The sequence below is a fragment of the Pseudalkalibacillus salsuginis genome, assembly GCF_021646685.1.
Classification (GTDB): domain Bacteria; phylum Bacillota; class Bacilli; order Bacillales; family Fictibacillaceae; genus Pseudalkalibacillus; species Pseudalkalibacillus salsuginis.
The window spans coordinates 915,025-933,502 of record NZ_JAKJHW010000001.1 but is presented as its reverse complement, the minus strand read 5'-3'; the positions used below and the strand labels follow the sequence as shown (position 1 = coordinate 933,502).

At 42.2% G+C, this 18,478-nt stretch carries 16 protein-coding genes and 1 tRNA gene; 15 read left to right on the top strand and 2 right to left on the bottom strand.

Going from position 1 to position 18,478, the window contains the following annotated elements; all coding sequences use genetic code 11:
• The first annotated feature begins 104 nt into the window (after positions 1–104).
• From L1611_RS04680 to yugI, 4 genes are all read left to right on the top strand, one after another.
• A complete protein-coding gene (locus tag L1611_RS04680) occupies positions 105–386 on the top strand; it encodes a hypothetical protein (RefSeq protein ID WP_225067555.1) in 282 nt (93 codons plus the stop codon).
• Positions 387–477: 91 nt separating this feature from the next.
• Positions 478–1,860, top strand: coding sequence for a class II fumarate hydratase (locus L1611_RS04675; RefSeq protein WP_407681693.1), 1,383 nt, complete (start codon positions 478–480; stop codon positions 1,858–1,860).
• Positions 1,861–2,200: 340 nt separating this feature from the next.
• Entirely contained in the window at positions 2,201–4,114 is a 1,914-nt protein-coding gene (gene asnB, locus L1611_RS04670; protein ID WP_236311918.1) for an asparagine synthase (glutamine-hydrolyzing), read from the top strand.
• A gap of 164 nt (positions 4,115–4,278) precedes the next feature.
• Positions 4,279–4,671, top strand: a complete 393-nt coding sequence (gene yugI, locus L1611_RS04665; protein WP_236311917.1) for a S1 domain-containing post-transcriptional regulator GSP13 — start codon at positions 4,279–4,281, stop codon at positions 4,669–4,671.
• 309 nt (positions 4,672–4,980) lie between these two features.
• Here the strand turns inward: yugI and L1611_RS04660 are convergent, their stop codons facing one another.
• Complete coding sequence (locus L1611_RS04660) at positions 4,981–5,211, bottom strand: DUF378 domain-containing protein (protein WP_236311916.1); 231 nt, start codon at positions 5,209–5,211, stop codon at positions 4,981–4,983.
• A 206-nt stretch (positions 5,212–5,417) separates the two neighbouring features.
• Between L1611_RS04660 and L1611_RS04655 the strand changes: the two genes are divergently transcribed.
• The 5 genes from L1611_RS04655 to L1611_RS04635 all read left to right on the top strand — a co-directional run bounded on the left by L1611_RS04655 (position 5,418) and on the right by L1611_RS04635 (position 11,968).
• A complete protein-coding gene (locus L1611_RS04655) occupies positions 5,418–6,581 on the top strand; it encodes an iron-containing alcohol dehydrogenase (RefSeq protein WP_236311915.1) in 1,164 nt (387 codons plus the stop codon).
• Positions 6,582–6,745: 164 nt separating this feature from the next.
• Entirely contained in the window at positions 6,746–8,398 is a 1,653-nt protein-coding gene (locus L1611_RS04650; protein WP_236311914.1) for an SLC13 family permease, read from the top strand.
• A gap of 170 nt (positions 8,399–8,568) precedes the next feature.
• On the top strand, positions 8,569–9,759 hold the full coding sequence (locus L1611_RS04645) for an MFS transporter (RefSeq protein WP_236311913.1): 1,191 nt from the start codon (positions 8,569–8,571) through the stop codon (positions 9,757–9,759).
• Positions 9,760–9,864: 105 nt separating this feature from the next.
• Positions 9,865–11,217 (top strand): glucose-6-phosphate isomerase, encoded by a 1,353-nt coding sequence (locus L1611_RS04640; RefSeq protein WP_236311912.1) that lies wholly within the window; start codon positions 9,865–9,867, stop codon positions 11,215–11,217.
• A 343-nt stretch (positions 11,218–11,560) separates the two neighbouring features.
• Positions 11,561–11,968: a YugN-like family protein gene (locus L1611_RS04635; protein WP_236311911.1), complete on the top strand. Its 408-nt coding sequence runs from the start codon at positions 11,561–11,563 to the stop codon at positions 11,966–11,968.
• Here the strand turns inward: L1611_RS04635 and L1611_RS04630 are convergent.
• Positions 11,962–12,720, bottom strand: coding sequence for an ion channel (locus tag L1611_RS04630; protein WP_236311910.1), 759 nt, complete (start codon positions 12,718–12,720; stop codon positions 11,962–11,964). The genes L1611_RS04635 and L1611_RS04630 overlap by 7 nt on opposite strands.
• 86 nt (positions 12,721–12,806) lie before the next feature.
• Between L1611_RS04630 and L1611_RS04625 the strand changes: the two genes are divergently transcribed.
• The 6 genes from L1611_RS04625 to L1611_RS04600 all read left to right on the top strand — a co-directional run bounded on the left by L1611_RS04625 (position 12,807) and on the right by L1611_RS04600 (position 18,464).
• A complete protein-coding gene (locus L1611_RS04625; protein ID WP_236311909.1) occupies positions 12,807–13,106 on the top strand; it encodes a YggT family protein in 300 nt (99 codons plus the stop codon).
• Between the two features lie 67 nt (positions 13,107–13,173).
• Positions 13,174–13,878 carry a chitin disaccharide deacetylase gene (chbG, locus tag L1611_RS04620; RefSeq protein WP_236311908.1) on the top strand — a complete coding sequence of 235 codons (705 nt, stop codon included), beginning with the start codon at positions 13,174–13,176 and terminating at the stop codon, positions 13,876–13,878.
• Positions 13,879–14,023: 145 nt separating this feature from the next.
• Complete coding sequence (locus L1611_RS04615) at positions 14,024–15,742, top strand: pyruvate oxidase (protein WP_236311907.1); 1,719 nt, start codon at positions 14,024–14,026, stop codon at positions 15,740–15,742.
• A gap of 111 nt (positions 15,743–15,853) precedes the next feature.
• Complete coding sequence (locus tag L1611_RS04610; RefSeq protein ID WP_236311906.1) at positions 15,854–17,464, top strand: FMN-binding glutamate synthase family protein; 1,611 nt, start codon at positions 15,854–15,856, stop codon at positions 17,462–17,464.
• Positions 17,465–17,598: 134 nt separating this feature from the next.
• Positions 17,599–17,674, top strand: a tRNA-Ala gene (locus L1611_RS04605).
• A 268-nt stretch (positions 17,675–17,942) separates the two neighbouring features.
• Positions 17,943–18,464: a hypothetical protein gene (locus tag L1611_RS04600; RefSeq protein ID WP_236311905.1), complete on the top strand. Its 522-nt coding sequence runs from the start codon at positions 17,943–17,945 to the stop codon at positions 18,462–18,464.
• Positions 18,465–18,478 lie beyond the last annotated feature (14 nt).

Genomic DNA, 18,478 nt, shown 5'->3' with positions numbered 1-18,478 from the left:
TTTAGGTCAGTTTCAATTCGTACAAGCGGGCGATAGCCTTGATCGTTGTAATTCCCGATATTTGGGTAAACTGTTACATAATTCGATAATTTTGGAGGTATACCATGCATTCACGTCAAACAGTCATTTACATTTGTGAAGAATACCCGAGCGGTAACCGTTATTACTATAAAAGGGAACTGATCACCCATGATTCGTGGATGAACCCGAAATCATTGGAATGGTCAGCCCCACGCCCGATTTCAGAGAGAACATTCTATGAAAGAGCAAAAGCAGGTTACCGGACAGAGTATCGTAAAATCAACAAGCCAGTTGCAAAGGTTTATCAGTTTCCCCCTCAAGATAATAGATGTTTTCCTTACTACCCAAGAATGAGATGGAGATGACCTGCCTGTAACTGGAAATCAAATGGGTTTAAAAAGCGAATGAAGTGGAACATAACATAATAGCAGATTATCAGGGATGGGAGCTGTAAATTTGGAAAATTATCGTATTGCAAAAGATACATTAGGAGAAATCAAAGTTCCGAAAGATGCCTATTTTGGAGCACAAACCCAAAGAGCCGTCGAAAACTTCCCAATAAGCGGGCTTCGCTTGCCTAGAGCTTTTATCCGGGCACAAGCGATCATTAAACGATCAGCAGCGGTGGCAAACCGTGATACTGGCCAGATTGAGGAACAGAAGGCAAATGCCATCATCCAGGCTGCTGAAGAAGTGATGGACGGAAAGCTCGATGACCAATTTGTAGTCGATGCCTACCAGGCTGGAGCTGGAACTTCCCAAAACATGAACGCGAATGAAGTCATCGCTTCAAGGGCGAGTGAAATATTAGGCGGGGAACGTGGAGATTGGACAAAGGTCCACCCGAATGATGACGTCAACATGGCACAATCGACGAATGATACCATTCATGTCGCCATCAATATAGCTGTCGCTGAAGAACTCCACCGCCTGTTGTACCCGGCACTTGAAAAAACGATTCAAGCATTGGAAGAGAAAGCTGAAGAATTCCAGCCGTACATCAAATCAGGCCGCACCCACTTACAAGACGCCGTTCCGATGCGATTGGGACAATCCTTCGAAGGTTACGTACAAAGTATCCGGAATGCCTATGATGCAGTGAAAATGGCCGAACCTTTCTTATATGAAATCGGTCTTGGCGGCAATGCGGTGGGTACAGGAATCAACTCACATCCAGAATATAGTGACAGAGCCATTGAAGCCGTGGCGGAAATTACCGGCTTGGATTTCAAGCAGCCGAAGAGCCGCTTCAGTTTCATGCAAAATACTGGCGCAGCGATTCGCGTGAGCCATACATTGAAAGAAACCGCCATTCACTTGATTAAGGTTTCTAGTGATATCCGGCTCTTAAGCTCTGGGCCAAGAACAGGGATTGCCGAGTTGAATTTGCCTGCTGTCCAACCCGGTTCATCCATCATGCCTGGAAAGGTGAATCCGGTCATCCCAGAAAACCTTTATATGATCTGTTCACAAGTCATAGGGAATGACACATGTGTATCAACAGCTGGAATCGGAAGTCAGTTGGAAATCAATCCGATGATGCCAATAATCGGCTATAATGTTCTGCAATCGATTACCATCTTATCAACAGGCATGGAAACATTCACTGAACGATGCATAAAAGGGATCGAACCGAATGAGGGCAGAATGAGTGAGTTAATGGAAAAAAGCCTGGCACTTGCTACTGCATTGAATCCGAAAATCGGCTATGAGAAAGCAGCGGAGATCGCAAAAGAAAGCTTTCGTTCAGGAAAGACAGTTCGGGAAGTCATCCTGGAAAAAGGGATAATGTCTGAAAAAGAGGCAGCTGAACTTCTCGACCCAGAAAATCTGGTTTAATGTGTATACATCTCAGAGCAGACATCAGTCTGTCTTTTTCTTTTTATCTTTTGTTAAACAGTTTGATTAAATTAGTGGGGATTTTGCATAGATCAACAATAACTTCAACAGGAACTTTTTTTAAGCAAAAACACCTTATCAGAATTATTTGTCTAAAAAAATCAAAAAACTGTATTTTCAACAAACTTTTTGTGAACGATATGGGTAATATAAGTGAAATTGGAAAAAATATAGTTTTTCTTCTGAAACATAGACCAAAGTCACTCGTCTAATATAATGAACCGGATTATAATATGAAAGTATGGGTATTTTTAGAAAGAAATTGAAGGAGGCAAGTCAGATGTGTGGATTTGTCGGTTGTGTCTCTGACCAACAACAAGAAATCGATGCAAATGAAATAAGACAATTAAAAGGAATGACCAACCTTATCACTCATAGAGGTCCAGATGATGAAGGTTTTTTTTATGATGACCATATCCGTTTCGGTTTCCGCAGACTAAGTATCATAGATTTAGAAAGCGGGCATCAGCCGTTATCTTATGAAAACGACCGTTACTGCATCATCTTCAACGGTGAAATATATAATTATATTGAACTTCGTGATTCTCTAGTCAAGGATGGGTATGAATTTGAAACCCATTCGGATACAGAGGTCATATTGGCTAACTATGTCTGTAAAGGTCCAGAATCGATTAAAGAACTACGCGGAATGTTCAGTTTTCTGATCTGGGATAAAGAGAAGAAAGTGTTATTTGGCGGACGTGATCCTTTTGGAATCAAACCGTTCTTCTACTTAGAAGAGAATGGACATCTCTTTTGCGCATCCGAAAAGAAAAGCTTGCTCGCATTTAAGGAACAGGATGAAGTCAATTTAGAATCTCTTCATCACTACCTTACTTATCAATTCGTACCAGAGCCGGAAACGATGTCCGTAGGCATACAAAGATTGCTGCCAGGCCACTACTTCCTAAAGCAACCTGGTCAAAAAATGAACATCCAATCCTACTGGTTGCCGGCGTTTCATGTAAAACATGCGCCGATTGATCGAACGATAGAAGAAATCCGAAATGTTTTGAGAGATTCCGTGAAGGTACATATGCGTAGTGATGTACCGGTGGGCAGTTTCTTGTCAGGTGGTATCGATTCAAGTGCAATCGTTGCTTTAGCCAGTGAAATCAATCCTAAGATCAAGACATTCACAGTTGGGTTTGAGCGGCAAGGATACAGCGAAATTGACGTTGCAGTCTCAACTGCAGCTGCCTTGAATGTTGAGAACATCCATTATATCGTTAAACCAGAGGAATTCATAAGTGAATTACCAAAAATAATTTGGCATATGGATGATCCCGTTGCAGATCCCGCAGCGATACCGCTATATTTCGTTTCAAGAGAAGCGAGCAAGCATGTAAAAGTCGTACTCTCCGGAGAGGGAGCAGATGAATTGTTCGGTGGATATACAATTTATAATGAACCGAACTCTTTAAGAAACTATCAAATGTTACCTTTAGGGTTACGCAAGTGGTTGAAACAACTATCAAATCTATTGCCTGAGGGGATGAAGGGAAAGAGTTTCATCGAACGAGGCAGCATGTCAATGGAAGAGCGTTATATCGGTAACGCGAAAATGTTCAGTGAGCATGAGAAAGAATATCTGCTTAAATCTTACAATAAAGATTGGAATTATAAGAAAGTCACATCTGCCATTTACGAGAAGACGAAAGGTTATCATGATATCCACAAGATGCAATACGTAGATATGTATACATGGTTGAGAGGCGATATCCTTGTAAAAGCAGATAAAATGACGATGGCGAATTCTTTAGAACTCCGTGTGCCGTTTCTTGATAAAGAAGTCTTCAGGGTTGCGTCTCAAATCGCCCCGACAGATACAGTGACCAACGGTACGACGAAATACGCATTCCGTGAAGCAATGAAGGGGATCGTTCCAGACTCGGTCCTTTACCGCAGAAAGTTAGGTTTCCCGGTACCAATCCGTCACTGGTTGAAAAATGAGTTGTATGATTGGGCGAGAAGTTTGATTAAAGAAAGTAAAACGGAACGGTATTTAGACAAAAAAATCGTCTTGCGTTTACTCGATGAACATCGGACCGGAAAGCTTGATTACAGCCGTAAGCTATGGACTGTCCTTACATTCATGGTATGGCATCAAATTTATGTCGAAAACCTTTATGATTTCCAGGGCTATATGCTTGAAGATGACACTTTCATAGAAAAAAATGCTTTATCAGGCTGATTTATCCTATTAGATGTATGACCGAAAAAATTCATTTGGATTAGTAGGAAACCATTGTCATCCCAGTGGTTTCTTCCTTTTGTGAACGCACAATCCCTTTTGTATAAACCCGTGTTGTGTGTTATACTGTTAAAGTTAAAAAATTTGTAGGAGTTGTTACTTGTATGAAATACGAAGTTGGAAGCATAGTTGAGGGGAAAGTCACTGGGATCAAACCGTTCGGTGCGTTTGTTGCCCTAGATGACCAGCATCAAGGTCTCGTTCATATTTCAGAGGTTTCTCACGATTACGTGAAAGATATAAATGATCACCTATCTGTCGGAGATGCAGTAGAAGTGAAGGTTATGAACGTAGAAGAAAATAGCGGAAAGATCTCCCTCTCAATCCGTAAAACTCAGGATACGCCTGAGCCAAAACAGCAACAGCGTCCTCGTCGAAAGCGCCCAGCTCAAAACGATAACGCACAAGGGTTCAACACTCTTGAAGATAAACTCAAGGTTTGGTTGAAAGAATCCAACGACCGCCAAGCGCAATTGAATAAGCGTTTAAAAAAATAAGCCTAAAAGCAGCTAACCCGGTCGTTAGCTGCTTTTTCTAGTTATCATGTGTACAATTCAGAGTTGTAACCTTGTCTAGCTCCAACGCCCAACCACTTGGATCACTTCAGCCCTCCTGTGGCGGTCAACACATTGATTTAGGTCGAAGTGTTACCCACGCAGAACCGAACTTGGTTTGGTTCGAGCCTCCTCGTCGGACATTCAGTGACCTTCGTGGCTGATCAGGGCGTTTCCGCTTTTCAATACTCTTCAGTCTAAGTGCAACTATAGCTCAGACTTCGTTAATGCTTGGCAAAGCCCGAGTTTTCTTTATGTCATTTCAGTTCTGTTTTCGCGTTCAAACTCTTCAGATGGCTTGAACAACAAGGTGAGGCAATACAATCCGCTGAGTCCTACTAAGCCGTAAACGATACGTGAAAGCGCAGAATCTTGTCCGCCAAATATCGCTGCCACTAAGTCGAATTGGAAAAAGCCTATAAGTCCCCAGTTGATGGCACCAATAATCACTAATGCTAACGCTGTCCGTTGAAGTCCATTCATATTGCGTTATACCTCCTTTTAATGTGGAAAAATTTACTTCTTTCTTATTTTAGAAAATATGGTCATTCTTTATACATTTTTTTATGTGAAACAGATTACTTTACTTAAATGGATTGAATTCGGGATAATATTAACGTACTTACGAAAGAGGAATGCTCGATACCAACCAAAATCCTGAAAAAATAAAAATAAAGAGGAGGAGTATGATGGAATCCTTTGAATTTCGAAATCCAACAAAGTTGATCTTTGGTAAAGGCAAAGTAGAGGCACTCTCGGGGGAGATCCCTCAATACGGTAAAAATGTAATGGTCGTTTACGGTGGAGGAAGTATTAAAAGAAATGGTTTGTACGACCAGGTCATGGAACGGTTGTCAACAATTGGAGCCCAGGTTTCTGAATTGTCCGGAGTTGAACCGAACCCTAGATTAACCACTGTTCGCAGAGGGGTTGAACTTGCCCGTGAAAATAATGTTGACTTCTTGCTGGCAGTCGGTGGAGGAAGTGTCATTGATTGCACGAAAGCCATCGCCGCTGGAGCAAAATACGATGGAGATGTTTGGGACCTCATCACCAAAAAAGCTGAAGTGAAAGATACGCTTCCATTCGGTACCATTTTGACATTAGCTGCTACAGGGTCAGAAATGAATTCTGGTTCTGTCATCACCAATTGGGAAACGAATGAGAAATATGGATGGGGAAGCCCGTTGAACTTCCCTAAATTCTCAATCCTTGATCCCGTCAATACTATAACCGTTCCGCGAGACCAAACGGTTTATGGTATTGTCGACATGATGTCTCACGTGCTGGAGTCTTATTTCCATCCGGCTACGAATACGAAGCTACAAGAGCGGATGGCTGAAGCGATCTTGCTGACGGTGATTGAAACGGCACCAAAGCTGCTTGAAGACCTTGAAAACTATGAGCATCGTGAAACGGTTTTATACAGTGGTACGATGGCGTTGAACGGTATTTTACAGATGGGTGCCCGTGGTGACTGGGCAACTCACAATATTGAGCACGCTGTTTCAGCTGTATACGATATCCCGCATGCAGGCGGTTTAGCAATTTTGTTCCCGAATTGGATGAAACATAATATCGATGAGGCAGAGCGTAAATTGAAACAATTGGCTGTACGTGTATTCCATGTAGATCCATCTGATCAGTCTGATCGCGAACTTGCACTGGCTGCGATTGATCATATTCAAGAATTTTGGACCTCTCTTGGTGCACCAGCACGCTTAGCAGACTACGATATTGATGACTCGAAAATGGACCTGATGGCAGATCGGGCAATGGCACGAGGAGAGTTCGGGAATTTCAGACCGCAAAATAAAGCGGATGTAGAGAAAATCTTAGAAATGTCATTGTAAGAAATAAAGGGGTGACCCGATGCAATTCCTTTAAAGGAAGGGCAATCAGGGACACCTCTTTTAATTCATTGATACAAGAGTCTTCCTTTAAATTAATATGAAAGCGTTTTATCATCAATAGTAAAGGGAAATGTAAAAGGAATGAAGGGACAGGAGGGGAATTGATGCAACAATCAATACGTATTATTTGGACAACGTTATGGAAATGGCACGATCAAGCAAAGGAATTATTGAAACTTTCTTCAACACAAAATGGATCGTCATCCACCACTCAGTCAAACACGAATAATTATACTGCACGTTCATCTGGAGCCGGCCAAGGACCATCATACGGCAGTCGGAAAGGAATCGGACTGATTTTGGGTCCATTGCTTTTCTTTGCAACACTCCTGTTTTTCCGGCCCGAAGGACTTTCGTCTGAAGGATTGGCGATTTTGGCAAGTACGATATGGATTGCAACCTGGTGGATTTCAGAGGCGATCCCGATACCCGCCACATCTTTATTGCCGTTGATTCTCTTCCCGCTTACCGGTGGATTGAGTGGAGATATCACTGCCTCCTCATATGGTGATAACACGATTTTCCTTTTCTTAGGTGGATTCCTGATTGCTTTGACAATGCAAAAATGGAATCTCCATAAACGGATCGCCCTCTTTATCATATCTGCAATCGGTACGAGTACAGAACGAATTATCCTCGGATTCATGGTTGCAACTGGTTTCCTTTCCATGTGGATTTCAAACACTGCTACTGCCATGATGATGGTTCCAATCGGCATAGCTGTCATCTATCAAGTATCTGAACAGTTGAAAAAGGAAGGGCATGAAAATACGGATGTGAAAAATTTCAATTTCGGAAAAGCGATCATGCTTGGAATTGCCTACTCTGCTTCAATCGGTGGGCTTGCAACTTTGATTGGAACACCTCCGAATACCATTTTTGCAGGGGTCATCCAAAACACTTACGGAATCGAAATTTCCTTTGCGTTATGGATGATGTTCGGTGTGCCGATTGTCATTATCATGATGGCCATCACCTGGTATTACCTTGTTAAGTTCGCATTCCCGATGAAAATCCGTGAACTTCCTGGGGGAAGAGAAGTGATTCAGAAGGAAAAAAGGTCACTCGGTATGATGGGACTTGAAGAGAAGGTCATCTTGACAGTTTTCACATTGACCGCACTTGCTTGGATCTCGAGGTCGTTCGTTTTAGTTAACCTGAATGAAAACATCAATGATACGAATATTGCGATGACTGCAGCAATTATCCTATTCATGATCCCATCAGCAACGAAAAAGGGAGAGTTTCTCCTCGATTGGGAAACGGCTAAAGGAGTGCCTTGGGGTATCCTGCTCCTATTCGGAGGTGGATTGGCAATCGCAGCCGGCTTCCAGGAGTCTGGGCTTGCAGAGTGGTTTGGTACTCAATTGGCCGTACTTGAAGGGGTAAATCTGATTCTGATCATTGCAATTGTGACAGCTATGGTGATCTTCTTGACGGAGATCACCTCGAATACGGCAACAGCAACCATGATGTTCCCGATCATGGCATCACTTGCAGCAGCTGTATCCGTTCACCCTTATGCATTGATGATTGCTGCAGGATTAGCGGCAAGCTGTGCGTTCATGCTGCCCGTTGCGACACCTCCGAACGCAGTCGTGTTCGGTTCAGGATATCTGCGGATCCCGGATATGGCGCGTGCAGGATTGGGGCTGAATCTTATATCCATCGTCATCATAACAATAGCGATCTATTTATATCTACCAGCCGTTTGGGGAATCGACATCACCAGCTTCCCGGACACATTCAAGAAATAAGGATTTGAAAGGCGAGGGGAAAGGATCCTACGCCTTTTTCTTTTAATCTTTTTGTAGGTTTTTGTCGTTTCATCGATAAATATCAAAGTTTCGTCGTTAAACCATTGAATTTCGTCGTTAAAATTAGTTTTCCGCCGTTAACCTTCTCGGAATACAAAAGGGTGAACATTATGGATGTTCAACATGAAAAAGCACTCCCATATACGAAGCAAAGTCCAAAGTTCTGGCGTATCATACTTGCCCTTGCAGTGGCATCCTTACTTATCTTCTCGGCTTTATATATCTTCCAACCATTGCTCCCTGTGTTTGTCGAAGAATTCGATATAACTCCGACGTACTCCAGTCTGTTGGTATCATCCTCAGTCATTACGATGATCCTCGGACTCTTTGTGCTCGGCTTCCTGGCTGACCGATATGGCCGCAGGACAATCATGAACCTATCGCTCATCATAACAGTCGCTACTTTATTTGCAATGCCCTTTGCAGAAAGCTTTTCACTCATCGTCGCTTTGCGGTTTTTGCAAGGGTTTTTCATTGCAGGAATTCCAGCGGCGTCGATGGGTTACTTAGGGGACGAAATCGATAAACAACACTTGAGCCTAGCGATGACTTTTTATATTGCAAGCAATGCACTCGGAGGAATGGGCGGTCGGGTTTTTGCGGGTTATTTTACAGACCTTTTCAGCTGGCAGACGACACTTCTGAGCTTATCCGGTTTCGGAGTCATCGTCATCCTGCTCTTTCTCTTTTTATTGCCGGAAGAGCGCCTATTCAAAAAAAAATCAGCTTCCCTCGTTTCAGATCTAAGAGGTATGTTTGTTCATTTGACGGATATACGTCTCATTCCCCTGTTCATCATGGGGCTTTTTCTGCAAACGATGTTCACTGCCATCTGGACCTACCTGCCGTTCTATTTACATAGCGAACCTTTCAACTGGACTTTGAAAATGATTTCATTCACTTACTTTGCCTATGCTCTAGGTGTTCTAGCCCCTCCATTAGCTGGCCGGATTTCGCCTACAGTCGGCCTTTCAAGGGTTATGTTCGGTGGGCTCAGCTTGTTGGCGATCGGAACATGGCTGACAGCAATTCAATATACTCCGCTCATCCTGATAGGACTCGGTATGATCTGTACAGGGTTTTTCATCGCCCATTCGATGGCTGCGGCCCTTGTCAGCAGGACAGCCACACATCATAAAAGCGGTGCATCAAGCTTTTACCTGATCAATTACTATGTAGGCGTGGCAATCGGGAGTACAGCAGTCGGGAAACTTTGGGATCACTTCGCCTGGACCGGGATCATAAGTACCAGTTTTTTACTCCTGATCGTTGTTATTTTCCTCCCAAAATTAAAAGCATGAAATAATTGAGTGTGTAATCGTTTACATTAAGGGAAGTGGTTGCTTTCAATTTTTCATTCCGATAAAGTGATTTATGATAGCAGTAATAGAAGACGGAGGGGTAATATGACATCTACAATTCGTTTTGATTATACAAAAGCATTGTCATTCATTGGTCAACATGAAATTGACCATCTAACAGATCAAATGAAAACAGCGCATGAAGCATTACATAGCGGAACAGGGGCCGGAAACGATTTTCTTGGCTGGATCGACCTCCCGGAAAATTACGATCGGGAAGAGTTTTCGCGAATCCAAAAAGCAGCTGAAAAAATCAAGTCCGATTCACAAGTCCTTCTCGTCATCGGGATCGGTGGATCGTATCTCGGGGCAAGAGCAGCTATCGAAATGCTGAACCACTCGTTCTACAACATGTTGAATCAAGAAGAGCGCAATACGCCGCAGGTCATTTTTGTCGGGCATCATATCAGTTCTACGTATGTTCAGGATCTTTTTGATGTGTTGAAAGACAAAGATGTTTCGATCAATGTCATCTCGAAGTCTGGAACAACGACAGAACCAGCGATCGCCTTCCGTATTTTCCGCAGCTTTTTAGAGGAGAAGTATGGGAAGGAGGAAGCACGGAAGCGTATTTATGCAACAACCGATCGCGAGAAAGGGGCCCTGAAAACCCTCGCTGATCAAGAAGGCTATGAAACCTTCATCATCCCTGACGATATCGGTGGACGATATTCGGTTTTGACCGCAGTTGGCCTCCTCCCGATTGCAGCTACTGGAATCAATATTGAGGAGATGATGAAAGGTGCTGCGGACGCCCGGAACACATATGACAATCCGAACTTGGCCGAAAATGAGTCTTATCAGTATGCTGCTGTCCGTAATGCCCTTTACAACAAAGGGAAAACGACTGAATTGATGGTCAATTATGAGCCTGCGCTCCATTATGTAGCCGAGTGGTGGAAACAGCTTTATGGTGAAAGTGAAGGAAAGGACTACAAAGGGATTTTTCCAGCGTCAGCTGACTTTTCCACAGACCTTCATTCACTCGGCCAGTACGTACAAGAAGGACGCCGTGATCTGTTTGAAACGATATTGAACGTTGAAAAACCTAAAAAAGAAGTTACAATCGAAGAGGACGAAGGAAATCTTGATAAACTCAATTACTTGGCTGGCAAAACGATGGATTTCGTCAATACGAAAGCATACGAAGGAACTTTGCTTGCTCATACAGATGGCGGAGTGCCTAACCTTGTCGTGAACATACCTGAACTCAGCGCATACCACTTCGGTTATTTGGTCTATTTTTTCGAAAAGGCGTGTGCGGTCAGCGGATACCTGTTAGGCGTGAATCCGTTCGACCAACCAGGTGTCGAAGCCTATAAGAAAAACATGTTTGCGTTGCTTGGGAAACAAGGATTTGAGGACTTGAAGGAAGAATTGGAACGTCGATTGAAATAAATGTTTATACCACTTATCGGACATAGGGGACCTTATTTACTCAATAGTCCGATGAATTACAAAAACCTCTTATCCACTTAACGGGACAGCTGTCCACTACGTTTACAGCACTATTTGTTTCAAAAAAAGAACGAAGAAAATCTGCGGGGAAATTTCATTTTTCCTTCGTGGGTTTTTCTTATTTACAGGACTAGTCGATACGCAAAGCCTTTTCATTACGGGGTCCCCTCCGTCTCCCTTATCCCGTAGGTGTGTCGCGAATTTTCGGTCGGCACATTTTTAATGAAAAGAGAGGAGAGTGGTTACGATAAAGATATAGTTTTCTTGAAGGGAGAAACGGAAAATGATTCAAATACAATCTAAATTAGATGGAGAACAGTTTGAACTGAATGAACTGGAATATACCCTCAAACCACTAGGGTATGACATCGGCGGGGGCTGGGACTACGATCACGGTACATTCGATTATAAGCTTGATGACGAACAAGGTTATATGTATCTTCGGGTCCCTTTTCAGGCGATTAAGGGAGAGCTTGATAAAAATGACTGTATCGTCAGTATCCGAACCCCTTATCTCCTGCACCATGTCTATCAGAGAGGGCTTGATGACCATACGGGTGTCGGTGGTAATGCCGCCGCTTCCTTCAACCAATTTTCTGAACCCCAGGATCCGGATGGATCCATTGATGATAAGTGGATTCAATTAGGTGAAGAGATGATTCGGGATTTGGAGGAACTGCTTCTTCAATAACGAAGGTTTTCAAAAAAGGCTGTACTCACAATATTCGATGTGTTAATGATATGATCCGCACCTGCACGTTTCGCATTTTCATATTGAGCAGGTGTTAATATCTCAACGATCGTTACCACTCTAGAACTAATTCCTTTTACTGATAACAAAGTAAGGATAGCATCCATATCGGACTGTTCTTCACTGACCTGATTGTTTGCGGTCAAAATGGCTGTTTTTGCTTCTTGGACATTGGCTTTCTGCAAGGTCAGATCTTCAAATGGTTTTCCATGAATGAAATGGATATTGCCAAACTGGTACGGATTCTGGGGAAGTGTCCGATCAATCAGGACGATTTTTTGTTCCGGATTTTGATTGTGAATCTGTTCAATCAAGTCTTTTGCCCGTTCATTCCAACCGATAATGATGATTTGGCCGCTTTTTTCAAAAGCCATATCACCTTTGATGAGTCCGGCCTGGCGTTTCACCGTATATCCAGCCACCTGTACAAAAAAGTAAGTAAGGAAAGTGGTTCCAGACAGTATCAACATCATCGCCATCAACTTTCCCAACCCTGTTTTTGGAACAAAGTCGCCATATCCTACCGTTGCAGCTGTAACGATCGCCCAATAGACCCCATCAAAGATCGACCGGAAATTGGTTGGTTCAATGAAATGGATTGTCATTCCAAAAATAAAAATGACAGAAAAAACGATGATGATTAACCGCACAATAGGCGGAAGCCGTAAATATTGCAAAGTGATTGTTTTCATTCCATTCACCTATGGTCAAGTAGTGTCATTATTAGCAGTATAACCATATCTTAATTGATAGAAACTTATTGAAAGGAGGAATGAAGATGAAGCGAAGGCCGTTTGGCATTTATTTGGTCAACCTGTTCATGGGCATTATCGAAGCACTCATCCTATTACGTATTGTCCTGAAGCTTTTCGGTGCCAATCCATTTACACCATTTGTCCAATGGGTTTATAATTTGACCATTCCGCTATTATCACCTTTTCAAAATATCTTTCCGTCGCCTTCCATTCAAGGGCGGTATGAACTGGAATTGACGAGTATATTTGCCTTGATCGTCTATGGGATCTTATCCTATTTCCTCGTCCAATTCATCTTGATGGTGAATTCAGGAAATAAATGATCCATAATACTTTATCTATTCAATAGCTCCATCTACAATGAAGAAAAAAGGGCGGGGCGACTATGTCATGATTAAGTTGATAGTAAATGCGGACGATTTCGGATATTCCAGAGGAGTCAACCATGGAATCATCGATGCTTACAAATATGGGATTGTGAATTCAACCACGATGTTCGTAAACATGCCAGGAACAGAGCATGCAGTAGAATTGGCGAAAAACAATCCCGGTTTACGTGTGGGCATTCATCTAACTCTGACCTGTGGAGACGCTATTTCCCCAAATGTCCCTTCATTGACGAATGATGACGGCCAATTTATCCTGACGAGGGATGTTCAAAAGGATCTTAAACTGGAAGAAATCGATAAAGAATGGGAAGCACAGATTGAACACTTCCTAAGGTTGGGATTGGAACCCACTCACTTTGACAGTCATCATCATATGCACAACCACCCCGAACTGCTCCCAATCGTAAAAAGGTTATCCAAAAAATATGATATGCCAGTACGCAATGTTTTTTATAGTGAAAAGGTACCCGGTGTAAAACTGTTGACGGATGTTTTCTATGGTGACTTTATCAGGGAAAATGTTACTGAAGCCTATTTTTCCACGTTACACGAAAGGATAGGAGACGTTTCCAATGTCGAGGTTATGTGCCATCCAGGATATATCGACCAGGAACTGATAAACGGATCCTCCTATTGCGAAAAGAGAACAGAAGAATTGGAGATCTTGATCAATACCAGATTAAGTGAGCCATTTGTATTAGTATAAAAGAGGTACTCAGCAGGGGCTACAAGTACTTTAGGACCCCCCAAAAAACAGATGTAAGATAGCTTTGGATATATCGGTTTGTTTTACTCCTGATGCTTTGTGGTAATCAATTAGAAAAGGCATAAGGCATATGGAGGGAACAGAAATGAAGCATACAGCAGGAAAGGTAGCAGCGGAAGTTCTTGAACATTGGGATATCAAACATATTTTTGGACTACCAGGGGATTCGATCAACAACTTTGTCGAACATCTTAGAGTACAAAAAGAAAGGATCGAATTCATTCAAGTAAGGCATGAGGAAGTAGGTGCGTTAGCTGCGTCTTCTTATTCGAAATTGACAGGTAAAATCGGAGTCTGTCTTTCGATCGGGGGTCCAGGTGCGATCCATTTACTCAACGGCCTATATGACGCAAAAGCAGACCGTGCACCTGTATTGGTCTTAGCTGGACAAGTCCCTACGGATAAAGTAGGCCATGATGCTTTTCAGGAAGTTCACCTTGAGAAATTGTTTGAAGATGTATCGGTATTCAACCAAAGGGTCTCATCTCCAGAATCGTTTCCATCATTACTCGACCAAGCAATCCGTAAGGCGTATGCTGAAAAAGGTGTTTCCGTCTTGATCATTCCAGATGATATTCCAATGGAACAGATCGAAGGTTATACACCGAACTTGACGGAGACAACCTCTGTTTCAAAGCAAATTCCTTCTGACGAGGACCTGGATGCTGGCTTGAAGTACATAAAAGAGGCGAAAAAGCCAGTCATCCTTGCAGGAACAGGAGCTAACAAAGCCAGGGATGAGCTAGTAAGGTTTGCAGAAAAAATTGCTGCGCCTATTATTTTCACTTTACCGGCAAAGGGGACCTTACCTGACAAACATCCGTATAACCTTGGTCAGCTCGGGCAAATTGGAACGAAACCAGCTTATGAGGCAATGGAAGAAACAGATTTACTTATCATGATCGGTACCTCTTTTCCTTACAGGGATTTTCTGCCTGATAAAGCTCCAGCCGTTCAGATCGATCTTGATCCAAGCCAGATCGGAAAACGATATCCAGTGACGGTAGGCATTGTTGGAGATTCATCCATCGCCCTTCAAAAATGGAACGATCAACTGCCAATGAAGGAACAGAGGACCTTCCTGAAAGAATGTCAAGAAAATATGGTGAATTGGTGGAGACATATTGAAAAGGAAGAAAACCAAGTTTCGTCTCCAATAAAACCCCAAGAAGTCATCCCGAAGCTACAAGAAGTGGTTGATGATGATGCAATCTTATCGGTAGACGTCGGAAATGTCACGGTGTGGATGGCCAGACATTTCAAGATCACTCACCAAAAATTTCTTATCTCAAGCTGGATGGCGACGATGGGTTGTGGGTTGCCAGGGGCAATTGCAGGCAGCTTTGCTTATCCAGGACGGCAAGTGGTGACCGTTTGTGGCGATGGCGGTTTTACCATGGTCATGCATGATTTTGTCACAGCGGTTAAATACGACATGCCCATCATTGTGGTGATCATGAATAATCAAAAGATCGGGATGATCAAATACGAGCAGGAAGAACAAGGTCATCTGGAGTATGGGACGGATCTTGAAAATATCGACTTTGCAGCATTTGCTAGAGCTTGCGGGGGTGAAGGATACAGAGTATCAGACCATCGTGAGTTGAGTGACACCTTTAAAAAGGCTGCCCGAGAGAAGAAGCCGGTCATCATCGATGTGATAATCGAGGATCAGCCACCTTTACCTGGTAAAATCACATACGGACAGGCTGCAGGTTACTCGAAGCATATCATGAAAAAATTCTTTAAGGAACATGAAATAGATATGCCTCCGCTAAGAAAAGCACTAAAACGTTTATTTTAAAGCCTCACTATCTCTTCTCGATAAAGGAATATCGGACTGGTGAAGGGCTTTCGGTACATGCGGTTCTTTCCGTTGTATGGCAAATTTCTTGGTTTAATGAGGTGGTTTTAAATGGATCAGAATATCCTCATACTCGTATTCCTTATCGGGATTCTCCTATTCTTATTTGTTGTGCCATGTTCGCTTGTCCTGTTTTTGTGGTGGACCGATCAGAAACAAAAGGAACATGCTGTGTTACGGAACTTTCCTATTCTCGGGAAATTGAGATATATATTAGAAAAGATGGGTCCCGAACTCCGGCAATACTTATTTCTGAATGATAATGAAGGAACACCTTTCTCAAGAAGGGAGTTCAAGAACACAGTGATAGCCGGGAAGTATAAATCCAGGATGCTCGGTTTCGGTTCAGAACGGAACTTTTCAGAGGAAGGTTTTTATATCCGGAATACTATGTTCCCCAAACAGAGAAATGAACTAAGGGTAGATAATGACGATAAGGTGAAAACCAAAATCTATCAGATTGAAAAGGATAATTTGTTTCTACGTAAAGAACATAGGGAAGAGATCCAGGCCGATCCCTTCTTATTGAACGAAGAGGATTCACCTGTCATCGGTGGAAGGACATCCCGCCATCCTTTCAAAGTAAGAGGTCTGGTAGGCCAATCCGCCATGAGCTTCGGTTCCCTTGGTGATCGGGCGCTTACTGCTTTATCCATAGGCTTGTCCCGAGCCAAAGGCACATGGATGAACACCGGGGAAGGGGGACTTTCTGACTATCATTTAAAAGGCGGATGCGATATCATTTGCCAAATAGGACCGGGACTCTTTGGGGTCCGCACCAAAGACGGAAAGTTTTCGTGGGAAGAATTCAAAAAGAAGAGTGATCTTAAAGAAGTAAAAGCGTTTGAATTGAAACTGGCCCAGGGTGGAAAAACCCGGGGAGGACATGTTGATGGCTCCAAGGTAACTCCTGAAATCGCTGGAATCCGTAATGTAGAACCCTGGAAATCCATTGACAGCCCTAACCGGTTCAAGGAATTCGGGAATAACGAGGAAATGTTGGACTTCATAACCGAATTGAGAGAAGTAGGTGGTAAACCCGTAGGGATCAAAATGGTAGTGGGGAACACCAATGATTTTGAAAGACTGGTCGCATATATGAAAGAAACAGGGAAACACCCAGACTTTATCACTGTGGATGGAGGCGAGGGGGGAACAGGGGCATCCTACCAGGAACTTGCTGATTCAACCGGGATTCCGATCAAAACCGCTCTGCCTTTCGTTCATGACACACTGGAAAGATACGGTATCCGTCATAAAGTGAAAATTTTTGCATCTGGTAAGCTTTTAACGCCTGACAAAGTGGCTGTAGCATTGAGTTTAGGAGCTGACTTTGTCAATATCGCCAGAGGACTGATGTTTTCGGTTGGATGCATCCAAGCACAAGTATGTCACACGAATAATTGTCCAGTCGGAGTTGCTACCACAGATCCTAAGTTGCAAAAAGCATTGATTATAGAAGAGAAGTCGTACAGGGTATGCAACTACATATTATCCTTACGTGAAGGTCTCTTCTTTCTGGCGGCATCTGTAGGAATAGATACACCGGAAAAATTTACAAGGGACCATATCGTTTACAAGGATCGAAATGGACGAATAATCCCCGTGGATAATATGGAATTTATCGACCAGCGTCTAAGTCCCCCTAATACCGTACGTTGACATGGATGTCCATTTTCTCCGCGCTACAAAAGATCGACCTTTTTTCTTTTAATCATACAATTGACGAATTCCCTGGAACGAAGTACAATACAATATGTGAGTAATTTTGGATATACTAACAGTACAACAAATAAGGGGCATTAGCTCAGCTGGGAGAGCGCTTCGCTGGCAGCGAAGAGGTCAGCGGTTCGAGCCCGCTATGCTCCACCATAACAGATTACTACAAGTCCTTGATAAAAGGGCTTTTTTTATTGGTACAGTTTTTAATCAAATTTATTATAACAGGGTTGTTGGGGACGATCTGGGGACAATATTTAATTATTTTAATAAGTGAAGAACGTTTATAAAATTTGGTGATATAAATAAAATTAACAATTATTTGAATAAATGTAATTAAAATAATTGTTTATAAATATATATAATGATATTCTTAATAAGAAAAATTTAGAAAACAAACTAAAGAGAGGTGATATGTTGGATGGTGGAACAACAATTAAAGATGTTTAAATTATTTGATCAAAAGGGGTTCAGTTCACTAAGTGAGATTTTTGGTGAAAATAATGTTGTTGAATTTAAAAATACTGATATTATTGGAATCAAATATGATTATGAAAAAAATAAATTGAAGCATGTTATGAAAAAAGTTCCATTTACACTTACACAACAGTTCATTATGACTTCTCTACATTTTGTTGAAATCATTGAAAATATTGGATCGATAGGATGCAGACCTAATTTTACAATTAATATGGATCTTCCTGAAGAAGAATTGACACAAATAAATGAATATATCTTTAAAATATCAAAACCAGATTCAGATAAAGAGATATGTAAAAAACATATTTTTAATGAAATTAACAGACTAGAAGAAGAGTATGGAGTAGAATTTGAATCTGTTAGCTTTACCTTCGAAAACCATAGGATAGTTTTTAGAAATAACGGAATTGTATTCGTCGCCGAAGATTTATTTGATACTGCTGGAGAAATGTTGTGTTACTAAAGTGGGTTGTTTGA

Excerpts from the sequence above, each read along its gene's own strand:
- L1611_RS04680 (WP_225067555.1), top strand. The coding sequence starts at position 105 with ATGCATTCACGTCAAACAGTCATTTACATTTGTGAAGAATACCCGAGC.
- asnB (WP_236311918.1), top strand. The coding sequence starts at position 2,201 with ATGTGTGGATTTGTCGGTTGTGTCTCTGACCAACAACAAGAAATCGAT.
- yugI (WP_236311917.1), top strand. The coding sequence starts at position 4,279 with ATGAAATACGAAGTTGGAAGCATAGTTGAGGGGAAAGTCACTGGGATC.
- L1611_RS04660 (WP_236311916.1), bottom strand. The coding sequence starts at position 5,211 with ATGAATGGACTTCAACGGACAGCGTTAGCATTAGTGATTATTGGTGCC.
- L1611_RS04655 (WP_236311915.1), top strand. The coding sequence starts at position 5,418 with ATGGAATCCTTTGAATTTCGAAATCCAACAAAGTTGATCTTTGGTAAA.
- L1611_RS04650 (WP_236311914.1), top strand. The coding sequence starts at position 6,746 with ATGCAACAATCAATACGTATTATTTGGACAACGTTATGGAAATGGCAC.
- L1611_RS04645 (WP_236311913.1), top strand. The coding sequence starts at position 8,569 with ATGGATGTTCAACATGAAAAAGCACTCCCATATACGAAGCAAAGTCCA.
- L1611_RS04640 (WP_236311912.1), top strand. The coding sequence starts at position 9,865 with ATGACATCTACAATTCGTTTTGATTATACAAAAGCATTGTCATTCATT.
- L1611_RS04635 (WP_236311911.1), top strand. The coding sequence starts at position 11,561 with ATGATTCAAATACAATCTAAATTAGATGGAGAACAGTTTGAACTGAAT.
- L1611_RS04630 (WP_236311910.1), bottom strand. The coding sequence starts at position 12,720 with ATGAAAACAATCACTTTGCAATATTTACGGCTTCCGCCTATTGTGCGG.
- L1611_RS04625 (WP_236311909.1), top strand. The coding sequence starts at position 12,807 with ATGAAGCGAAGGCCGTTTGGCATTTATTTGGTCAACCTGTTCATGGGC.
- chbG (WP_236311908.1), top strand. The coding sequence starts at position 13,174 with ATGATTAAGTTGATAGTAAATGCGGACGATTTCGGATATTCCAGAGGA.
- L1611_RS04615 (WP_236311907.1), top strand. The coding sequence starts at position 14,024 with ATGAAGCATACAGCAGGAAAGGTAGCAGCGGAAGTTCTTGAACATTGG.
- L1611_RS04610 (WP_236311906.1), top strand. The coding sequence starts at position 15,854 with ATGGATCAGAATATCCTCATACTCGTATTCCTTATCGGGATTCTCCTA.
- L1611_RS04600 (WP_236311905.1), top strand. The coding sequence starts at position 17,943 with ATGGTGGAACAACAATTAAAGATGTTTAAATTATTTGATCAAAAGGGG.